Here is a 9,156-nt window from a genome sequence, read left to right as displayed (position 1 = left end):
ACGTATTGTACTGTTTTGTGTCAGTGCTAAAAATGTGATTGATATAATATATTGGAGTGCTTCTTCTAGGTTGCTTATTTTACAAGCAAAAGAAGCCATCCGAGACCAGCCCCGGTCTCGTGGGCTCGGATATGTGTATAAGAGACGGCCCCCGGCCCCCGCCGTCACGCCGCCGCCCCCTGCCCACGGCGCAGCGCGGACATCGCGCGGTGGTTCAGTGCCCGCACCCGGTCCGGCGGGACCCCGAGCAGGGCGCCGACCTGTTCCTCCGCCACGCCCTCGTAGAGCCGCAGCACCACGACGAGACGTTCCTGCGGGAGGAGTGCGGACAGCACCCCGCCCCGTCCCTTGTGGTGGCGCCACGCGCTGCGCGCGAATGCCGTGCACAGTTCGGCGCGCGTCGCGGCGTACGGATCGTCCGCGCGCAGCCTGCGCCAGTCCGCGTACGTCCGCGCCAGTGCGCCGGACAGCAGCCGGCGCGCGGCTGCCGTGTCGTCCTTCGGTTCGGCCGTCAGCAGGGTCGCGAGATGCAGCAGCCGCTGCCCCGCACCCGCGACGAACGCCTCGAACTCCGCGTAGTACGCGCCCTCTTGGCCGCCGTAGCCGCCGCCGCAGTCGCCGCTGTAACCGCTGCCGTACCCGCCGATGCCCCCGTATCGCTGGTCCACAGCGCCATAGTGCGGGCTGCGGGACCACCTTGGTCAAGAGGCGGGACCGGCCTCCGCGACCGCTCCCATCAGCTCCGACAGCGAAAGGTTGAAGCGGGTCAGCAGCGTCGTGAAGGACTCGCGCTCCTCCGGGGACCACCCTTCCGTCACCCGCGCCATCAGCTCGCGCCGCGACGCGCGCACCTCCTCCAGCCGGGACAGCCCGCGCGGCGACAGCGCCAGGACGACGGCCCGGCCGTCCTCCGGGTGCGAGGTCCGCTTGACCAGCCCCGTGTCGACCAGCGGCGCGACCTGCCGGGTGACCGTCGAGGAGTCGATGCCCATGCCGGCCGCCAGCGCCTTCACGCCCATCGGGCCTTCCAGGTCGAGGCGGTTCAGCAGCAGGTAGGCGGCGCGGTCCATCGAGTTGCGGGCCTGACCGACCCCGCCCAGGCGGGTCTGCTCGGCCCGGCGGGCGAACACCGCCACCTCGTGCTGGAGCGCGTCGAGGAGGAGATCGGAATTGGCCGGGTTGGAGGGCATGGCCGTGGGCTCTCTTCGCGTGGGTCCGACAGGATGGTGGGGGACAGAGTACGCGGCTGGACTGCGGCTCGTACGCCTCGTTCGCGAACTGGTACGGGTCGTTCCGGGCCCGCCCGCGACTCGTCCCGGTACCTGCCGAATGGTTTCCGCATGGCGAGAACTCGCCCCTCGCGGCTGCCAGACTTGCGGCATGAACTACCGCGTGCCGCTGCCCGTCCCCCAGGTGATCCTCGACGACGTGCGAGGGGCCCAGAAGATGCTGTCGGGCGTCTCCCGGGTCACCCCGATGGAAGGCAGCCGGTACCTGTCCTCCCTCGTCGGCGCCCCCGTCCACCTCAAGTGCGAGAACCTCCAGCGCACCGGCTCCTTCAAGCTGCGGGGCGCGTACGTGCGCATCGCTGGCCTGCGTCCCGAGCAGCGCGCCGCCGGCGTGGTCGCGGCCAGCGCCGGCAACCACGCGCAGGGCGTGGCACTGGCCTCCTCCCTGCTCGGGGTCCACGCCACCGTGTTCATGCCGGTCGGAGCCCCGCTGCCGAAGGTCGCGGCCACCCGGGAGTACGGCGCGGAGGTGCGCCTGCACGGCCACGTCGTGGACGAGACGCTGGCGGCCGCCCAGGAGTACGCGGAGGAGACCGGGGCGGTCTTCATCCACCCCTTCGACCACCGCGACATCATCGCCGGACAGGGCACGGTCGGCCTGGAGATCCTGGAGCAGTGCCCGGAGGTGCGCACGATCGTCGTGGGCATCGGCGGCGGCGGACTGGCTGCCGGGATCGCGGTGGCCGTCAAGGCGCTGCGGCCCGACGTACGGATCGTGGGCGTGCAGGCGGCGGGCGCGGCGGCCTACCCGCCCTCGCTGGCCGTGGGGCACCCGGTCTCGATCGACGAGCCGGTCACGATGGCCGACGGGATCAAGGTCGGGCGGCCCGGTGACGTGCCGTTCCGCATCATCGCCGAGCTGGTGGACGAGGTGCGCACGGTCTCCGAGGACGCCCTGTCGAGCGCGCTGCTGCTGTGCCTGGAGCGGGCCAAGCTGGTCGTGGAGCCGGCCGGGTGCAGCCCGGTCGCGGCGCTGCTCGGCGAGCCGGAGCGGTACGGGGCCGGCCCGGTGGTCGCCGTGCTGTCCGGCGGGAACGTCGACCCGCTGCTGCTCCAGCGCATCCTGCGGCACGGTATGGCCGCCGCCGGCCGCTACCTGTCGCTGCGGCTGCGGGTGGCCGACCGGCCGGGGGCGCTGGCCGGGCTGCTGGCGGTGCTGTCCGTGGTCGACGCGAACGTCCTCGACGTGAGCCACGTACGGACCGACCCGCACCTGGGGCTGACGGAGGTCGAGGTGGAGCTGCGGCTGGAGACCAAGGGGCCGGAGCACTGCCGGGAGGTGGCGCGGGCGCTGCACGGCGCCGGCTACAAGGTGATGGACTAGACGTCGGACTTTCGTCCGGTCCGTTCTTCTTCCCGTTAGCCCGGGCGTGTGACGGGGGCCACCCATAGGATCTGCTCAGGAACAACCGGTATCACACTGGGAGCATCCATATGCCAGGCGCCATCTACGCCGAAGGCCTGGTGAAGACCTTCGGCGACGTACGGGCACTGGACGGCGTGGACCTCGATGTACCCGAGGGCACCGTCCTGGGGCTGCTCGGCCCGAACGGGGCGGGCAAGACCACGGCCGTACGCGTCCTGACCACCCTCCTCCAGCCCGACAGCGGCGCGGCCTCCGTCGCCGGGATCGACGTCCTCAAGCACCCCAACGAGGTGCGCCGCTCGATCGGCCTGTCCGGCCAGTTCGCGGCGGTGGACGAGTACCTCACCGGCCGGGAGAACCTCCAGATGGTCGGCCAGCTCTACCAGATGAGTGCCAAGGCGGCGAAGGCCCGGGCCGTCGAGCTGCTGGAGCGGTTCAACCTCGCCGACGCCGCGGACCGCACCGCCAAGACCTACTCGGGCGGCATGCGGCGCCGCCTCGACCTCGCGGCGGCGCTCGTGGTCAGGCCGCCGGTGATGTTCATGGACGAGCCGACCACCGGCCTCGACCCCCGCAACCGCCAGGCCCTGTGGGACGTCATCGAGGAGCTCGTGGCCGGCGGCACCACGCTGCTGCTGACCACCCAGTACCTGGAGGAGGCCGACCGGCTGGCCCACGACATATGCGTGGTCGACCACGGCAAGGTCATCGCGCGCGGCACGTCGGACGAGCTCAAGGCGCAGACCGGCGGCGAGCGCGTCGAGGTCGTCGTGCACGACCGCGAGCACATCGCGGACGCCCGCGCGGTGCTGGCCGGCTTCGGCAAGGGCGGGACGACGGTCGAGGAGCACACCCGCAAGCTCACGGTCCCGGTGACCGGCGGCGCCAAGCTGCTCGCCGAGGTCATCCGGGAGCTCGACGGCCGGGGGATCGAGATCGACGACATCGGGCTGCGCCGCCCGACCCTGGACGACGTCTTCATCTCGCTGACCGGCCACGCGGCCGCCCTGACCGAGGACGAGGGGGCAACACGATGACCGCGATCCCGACGACGGCGACGACCGCCGCGCCGCCCGGACCGGCCGTCCCGCGACCGCGCGGCGGGGTCGTGCAGTCGGCGCGCGACTCACTGGTCGTGGCCAAGCGCAACCTGATCCGCATGGCCCGGATTCCCGAGGTGGTGATCTTCGGGCTGATCCAGCCGGTGATGTTCGTGGTGCTCTTCAGCTACGTCTTCGGCGGCTCGATCAGTGTCGGCGGCAGCACCTCGCCCGCCGCGTACCGCGAGTTCCTGATGGCGGGCATCTTCGCCCAGACCGTCACCTTCGCCACCGCCGGTGCGGGCGCGGGCATCGCGGACGACATGCACAAGGGCCTCATCGACCGCTTCCGCTCCCTGCCGATGGCCCGGGGCGCGGTGCTGACCGGGCGCACCCTGGCCGACCTGGTGCAGACCACGCTCACCGTGATCGTCCTCGCGATCGTCGCCCTGCTCGTCGGCTGGCACACCCACACCAGCCTCCCGGAGGTGCTCGCCGGCTTCGCCCTGCTGCTCCTGCTCGGGTACGCCTTCTCCTGGATCGGCGCGCTCATCGGCCTGTCGGTGCGCACCCCGGAGGCGGCCACCTCGGGCGGGCTGATCTGGCTGTTCCCGCTGACGTTCATCTCGAACGCGTTCGTGCCGTCCGACAACATGCCGCCCTTCCTGCGGCACATCGCCGAGTGGAACCCGTTCAGCGCGACCGTGCAGGCCGCGCGCGTGCTGTTCGGCAACCTGCCGCCGGGCTACGAGGCCCCGCAGGCCTGGCCCATGCAGCACCCGGTGTGGGCGTCGATCCTGTGGTCGATCGTGATCGTCGTGGGCTTCCGGACCCTAGCGGTCCGCAAGTACCGCTCGGCGACCGCGTAGCCGTACCGTACCTGCGGCAACGCCGAAGCCCCCGCCGGATCGGACGTCCGAACCGGCGGGGGCTTCGTAGCGATCGGGGGGACCGGGGGGTGTCAGCCGGTGAAGGGCTTGACGTCGAGGATCCGGACCGAGGCCTTCTTGCCGTTCGGCAGCTCGTACTCGGCGTCCTCGCCGGTCTTCTTGCCCATGACGCCGCTGCCCAGCGGGGACTGCGGCGAGTAGGTCTCGAAGGCGGAGGAGGCGTACTCGCGCGAGGCCAGCAGGAACTCCATCGTGTCGTCCGGGTCGCCGTCGAAGGCGATCGTCACGACGGTGCCGGGCGCGACCACGCCGTCGGACGCGGGCGCGGTGCCGACCTTGGCGTTCTCCAGGAGCTGCGTCAGCTGACGCACCCGAAGCTCCTGCTTGCCCTGCTCCTCCTTGGCGGCGTGGTAACCGCCGTTCTCCCGCAGGTCACCCTCTTCACGGGCGGCGGCGATCTTCGTGGCGATCTCCGTGCGTGCGGGACCAGACAGGTACTCCAGCTCGGCCTTGAGCTGGTCGTACGCCTCCTGGGTCAGCCAGGTGACGCTCTCGCTCGTCTGGGTCACAGGTGCTCCTCGTCGGTACAGGGGACTACTTAGCCGCCTCACTGGGCGAAACCACGAGCCTAACAATTCGGCCGGAAAAGGGGGAGGACACCGTGTGTATGAATCGTGTCATTGCCCGGCGGACGGGCTGACGCAAACGCGCCCGCGTACGGTGTTCCGGCCGTCTGCCGGGGGAGGAGAAACCCCTGGTGAGAGCCGTGAAAGAGGATGTCGGAGGGGTTTTTGCGGGGTGGGTCCGCGGGTGGGCCGGGAGGCGTTTCAGCGGGCCTGTCCGGCGGCCTGGCAGCCGATCAGCTCGACCGCGTCCGCGCGTGCCGTCGTACGCAGCACCACCACCTCGTCCACCCGGCCCGCGCGCTGCGCGAAGGTGAAGTCGGCCCGTCCCACCTCGCGGCGGTCGCGGTCCTGCGAGCGCACCGTGCACACCCCGTCGACCCCGGCGTCCTTGCGGACCTCCAGGTGGATCTTCACCTCGGTGTCGGAGGCCACCTCGAACTTGATCACCTCGGCGCTCACGGCCTCGCCGGCCACGTAGTCCCAGCCGATCCAGCTCACCGCGCCGAGCAGCGCGACGCCCAGCACCGAGCCGATGATCTTGAGCTTCCGGTCCGCACGCTCGTCGGCCGAGCGGCCGTACCGGCCCTCGGGAAGGCCCTGGCGCACCGAGCTCATGATCTTTCCTCTCCTGGGGACTCGGGGTCCGCGACCCCCGGAATTTTCCGTCCCCCGATTCGGTCACTATAGAAGCCGCCGATCGCGCCGAATCGCAGAGGATCCTGTTTTGACCGAGCAGCTTCGACTGATGGCCGTACACGCCCACCCCGACGACGAGTCGAGCAAGGGCGCCGCCACGATGGCCAAGTACGTGTCCGAGGGGATCCCGGTGCTGGTGGTGACCTGCACCGGTGGCGAGCGCGGCTCGATCCTGAACCCCAAGCTCCAGGGCGACAAGTACATCGAGGAGCACATCCACGAGGTCCGCGCCAAGGAGATGGACGAGGCCCGCGACATCCTGGGCGTCGACCAGGAGTGGCTGGGCTACGTCGACTCCGGCCTGCCCGAGGGCGACCCGCTGCCGCCGCTGCCCGAGGGGTGCTTCGCCCTGGAGGACGTGGACGAGGCCGCCGGCCGGCTGGTGAAGAAGATCCGCGCGTTCCGGCCGCAGGTCATCACGACGTACGACGAGAACGGCGGCTACCCGCACCCCGACCACATCATGACCCACAAGATCTCGATGGTGGCGTTCGACGGGGCGGCCGACGCCGAGAAGTACCCGGAGGACGAGTTCGGCCCCGTCCACCAGCCGCAGAAGCTCTACTTCAACCAGGGCTTCAACAAGCCGCGCACCATCGCCCTGCACGAGGCGCTGCTGGAGCGCGGCCTGGAGTCCCCGTACGGGGAGTGGCTGGAGCGGTGGAAGGAGTTCGAGCGCAAGGAGCGCACGCTGACCACGCACGTGCCGTGCGCGGACTTCTTCGAGATCCGTGACAAGGCGCTGATCGCGCACGCCACGCAGATCGACCCGGACGGCGGCTGGTTCCGCGTCCCGCTGGAGCTCCAGAAGGAGGTCTGGCCCACGGAGGAGTACGAGCTGGCGAAGTCGCTCGTGGACACGTCCCTCCCCGAGTCCGACCTCTTCGCGGGCATCCGGGAGAATGCGTAGCTATGAGCGCTACCCAGGCAGCAATCGCCCAGCTCCTCCCGCTGGCCGGCGACACCTTCGACAAGAACAAGGTGACGCCCGGCCTCCTGGGCTTCATCGTGTTCGCGGCCCTCGCCCTGGGGGCGTGGGCCCTGATGAAGTCGATGAACCGGCACATGGGCCGGGTGAACTTCCAGGAGACCCCGGACCCGTCGCCCGAGTCCGCACCGGCTGCGGGGTCGGGGTCGGCGAAGCCGAAGCAGGCATAGGCATGGCCTAGGCAGGCCTGGAGCAGGGCCTGGCCTGGGGCCTGGGGTCGCCGCCGCACGGGTCGCGCGGGGGGCTGGCCCGGGGCGCGCCTTTCCAGCCCCGCCGGCGTTTGAGGCGCGGGGTCTGGGGCGGAGCCCCAGGAACGGGAAGGGGCGGGGTGGGGAAAGGGCCCCGCGCAGCGGCCAGCCCCCTGCCTCGTCCCTGCCGCGGGCCGTACGCCGGCCTTGGCCCTGCCCCGGGCACAGGGGCCCGGGCCCCGCGCTGCCCGTCGGCTTCGGCCCGCCCTCGGGCCGCCGCGGTCGCCGTGACCCGGCCCCAGGGCCCGCCGGCGCCTACTCCGCCGTAGGCGGGACGCCCGACTCCGCCGCGGGCGGAACGCCCCCCGGCGCCGGCGGGACGCCCAGGATCTCGCGGGAGTGACGGTTCGGGACCAGGGACAGGCGCCAGCCCGGCCAGTCGCCCTGCACCGGGTCCACCCCACGCGCCAGGATCACCCCGTACGCCTCCGCACAGTCCGTGAGCCGGGCGTCACGCGCCGGGTGCGTCGCGGCCGCCAGCGCCGCCAGTTCCGCACGGGCGGTCTCCGGGCCCGCGCCCGGTGACGCGTACGGCAGCAGCGTGCAGCGCAGGAAGCGTGCCCAGTCCTCGCCCCGCCGGTCCCCGTACGACGCGAACAGCCCGACCGCCGCCTCGCACAGCGCCACCGCCTGCGCCGGCCGGCCGTTGCCGCCGTCCACCACCGCCAGCTCCAGGCAGGTCCACGCCTCCCCGTGCGCCAGGCCGATCCGCCGGAAGTCCGCCCGCGCGTCCACGAGCAGCTGACGCGCGAAACCGGAGTTGCGCAGGTTCCCCGTCAGCGCCGCCCGCTGGTCCCGGGTGACCCGGCCCGAGTGGTGCCGCGCGCACGCCAGCCCGTACACGTCCCGCATCCGCGAGAACATCGTCCGCGCCCGTTCCAGCTCCCGTACCGCCGGATCGCGTTCGCCCTGCTCCTCCAGCGCGTGCCCGAGGTGGTACAGCGTCCACGCCTCGCCGCGCGCGTCCTCCGCCTCCCGGTGCCGGGCCAGCGCCTCGCGCAGCCGCTCCACTCCCGGCCCCGGATCGCCGTCCACCACCCGGGCCCGCCCCAGCTGCGTCAGCGCCCACGCCTCGCCCCGCGCGTCGTGCGTGCGCCCGTACAGGTCGAGCGCCCGCCGCAGCTCCGTCTCCGCCCGCGGTACGTCTCCGGTCCGCAGGAACACCTGGCCCAGCTGGAAGTGCGCCCACGCCTCGCCGTGCACGCTCCCGCTCTCCCGGTGCAGCGCGAGGGACCGCTCCAGCAGGGCCCGCGCCTCGGCGACGCGGGTCCGGTCGCGTTCCACCGCGCCCAGGGCGTGCAGGGCCCACGCCCGGTCGCCGGCCAGCTCCGGCGGGGCCTGGAGCGCGATCGCCTCGCTGATCCGCGCCGCCGCCTCGGCCAGGTTGCCCTGGTGGTGCAGGGTGATCCCGAGCGAGACCAGGGCCCGCGCGGCCCCGGCCTCGTGCCGGTCCTCGAAGTACTGGTCCACCACCGAGGCCAGGGTGGTGCGCGCCTTGTCCAGCTCGCCCAGCTGCCGCGCGGCGATGCCCGTACGCCACTGGACCGACCGGACCAGCCGCGCCTGGCCCGTCGTACGGACGGCCTGGGCCAGCTCGTCGATCTCGCCCAGCCGGTAGAGGTCGCCGCGCAGCAGGCAGAAGTCGCACAGGGCGCCCAGCAGGTTCAGCACCGCGCGCTGGTCGACGCCCTCGGCGTGCCGCAGGGCCGCGGTGATGAAGCTCGACTCGTCCTCCAGCCAGCGCAGGGCCGCGTCGAGCGAGGTGAATCCGTGGCCGGCGACGGCGCCCGACCCCGGATACGTGCCGGCCCGGGTCGACGTCCTCCCGTCGACCATCCCGATCACGGTGTCGGCGAGCTGGGCGTACGTACGGATCAGCCGCTCGTGCGCGGCCGCGGCCCCGGCCCGGTCCTCGTCGGCGGCGAGCCGGGCGGCGGCGTAGGAGCGGACGGCGTCGTGCATGCGGTAGCGCTCGCCGCGCACCCGGTCGACCAGGCCGGCCCGCCACAGCTC

The 9,156-nt window shown here is 72.2% G+C and carries 10 protein-coding genes; 5 read left to right on the top strand and 5 right to left on the bottom strand.

Annotated elements, in window-relative coordinates; translation table 11 throughout:
- Positions 1–164: 164 nt before the first annotated feature.
- Complete coding sequence (locus GPJ59_RS28940) at positions 165–536, bottom strand: sigma factor-like helix-turn-helix DNA-binding protein (protein WP_258025071.1); 372 nt, start codon at positions 534–536, stop codon at positions 165–167.
- Between the two features lie 165 nt (positions 537–701).
- Complete coding sequence (locus GPJ59_RS28935) at positions 702–1,190, bottom strand: MarR family winged helix-turn-helix transcriptional regulator (protein WP_219670655.1); 489 nt, start codon at positions 1,188–1,190, stop codon at positions 702–704.
- Positions 1,191–1,380: 190 nt separating this feature from the next.
- Here GPJ59_RS28935 and ilvA point away from each other — a divergent pair, with 190 nt between their 5' ends.
- The 3 genes from ilvA to GPJ59_RS28920 all read left to right on the top strand — a co-directional run bounded on the left by ilvA (position 1,381) and on the right by GPJ59_RS28920 (position 4,564).
- Positions 1,381–2,613, top strand: a complete 1,233-nt coding sequence (ilvA, locus tag GPJ59_RS28930; RefSeq protein WP_219670654.1) for a threonine ammonia-lyase — start codon at positions 1,381–1,383, stop codon at positions 2,611–2,613.
- Positions 2,614–2,723: 110 nt separating this feature from the next.
- On the top strand, positions 2,724–3,692 hold the full coding sequence (locus tag GPJ59_RS28925) for an ATP-binding cassette domain-containing protein (protein WP_219670653.1): 969 nt from the start codon (positions 2,724–2,726) through the stop codon (positions 3,690–3,692).
- A complete protein-coding gene (locus GPJ59_RS28920; protein WP_219670652.1) occupies positions 3,689–4,564 on the top strand; it encodes an ABC transporter permease in 876 nt (291 codons plus the stop codon). Before GPJ59_RS28925 ends, GPJ59_RS28920 begins: the two co-directional genes overlap by 4 nt.
- A 92-nt stretch (positions 4,565–4,656) precedes the next feature.
- Here GPJ59_RS28920 and greA read toward each other — a convergent pair whose 3' ends face one another.
- Both greA and GPJ59_RS28910 read right to left on the bottom strand, forming a co-directional pair.
- Complete coding sequence (greA, locus tag GPJ59_RS28915) at positions 4,657–5,154, bottom strand: transcription elongation factor GreA (RefSeq protein WP_219670651.1); 498 nt, start codon at positions 5,152–5,154, stop codon at positions 4,657–4,659.
- A gap of 258 nt (positions 5,155–5,412) precedes the next feature.
- Positions 5,413–5,826 carry a DUF4307 domain-containing protein gene (locus GPJ59_RS28910; RefSeq protein WP_219670650.1) on the bottom strand — a complete coding sequence of 138 codons (414 nt, stop codon included), beginning with the start codon at positions 5,824–5,826 and terminating at the stop codon, positions 5,413–5,415.
- A gap of 109 nt (positions 5,827–5,935) precedes the next feature.
- On the opposite strand from GPJ59_RS28910, the gene mca reads away from it, so the two are divergent.
- Positions 5,936–6,817 (top strand): mycothiol conjugate amidase Mca, encoded by an 882-nt coding sequence (gene mca, locus GPJ59_RS28905; protein WP_219670649.1) that lies wholly within the window; start codon positions 5,936–5,938, stop codon positions 6,815–6,817.
- A 2-nt stretch (positions 6,818–6,819) separates the two neighbouring features.
- Positions 6,820–7,065: a hypothetical protein gene (locus tag GPJ59_RS28900; RefSeq protein ID WP_219670648.1), complete on the top strand. Its 246-nt coding sequence runs from the start codon at positions 6,820–6,822 to the stop codon at positions 7,063–7,065.
- Between the two features lie 333 nt (positions 7,066–7,398).
- On the opposite strand, the gene GPJ59_RS28895 is transcribed toward GPJ59_RS28900, so the two are convergent.
- The coding region (locus GPJ59_RS28895; RefSeq protein WP_219670647.1) for a tetratricopeptide repeat protein at positions 7,399–9,156 on the bottom strand (1,758 nt) is incomplete at its 5' end.

The sequence above is a fragment of the Streptomyces bambusae genome (genome assembly GCF_019400985.1).
GTDB classification, from domain to species: Bacteria; Actinomycetota; Actinomycetes; order Streptomycetales; family Streptomycetaceae; genus Streptomyces; species Streptomyces bambusae_A.
This window is presented reverse-complemented; position numbering and strand designations above follow the sequence as displayed.

What these genes read in the sequence shown, in the direction of transcription:
- GPJ59_RS28935 (WP_219670655.1), bottom strand. Translation starts at nt 1,190, where the DNA reads ATGCCCTCCAACCCGGCCAATTCCGATCTCCTCCTCGACGCGCTCCAG.
- ilvA (WP_219670654.1), top strand. Translation starts at nt 1,381, where the DNA reads ATGAACTACCGCGTGCCGCTGCCCGTCCCCCAGGTGATCCTCGACGAC.
- GPJ59_RS28925 (WP_219670653.1), top strand. Translation starts at nt 2,724, where the DNA reads ATGCCAGGCGCCATCTACGCCGAAGGCCTGGTGAAGACCTTCGGCGAC.
- GPJ59_RS28920 (WP_219670652.1), top strand. Translation starts at nt 3,689, where the DNA reads ATGACCGCGATCCCGACGACGGCGACGACCGCCGCGCCGCCCGGACCG.
- GPJ59_RS28910 (WP_219670650.1), bottom strand. Translation starts at nt 5,826, where the DNA reads ATGAGCTCGGTGCGCCAGGGCCTTCCCGAGGGCCGGTACGGCCGCTCG.
- GPJ59_RS28900 (WP_219670648.1), top strand. Translation starts at nt 6,820, where the DNA reads ATGAGCGCTACCCAGGCAGCAATCGCCCAGCTCCTCCCGCTGGCCGGC.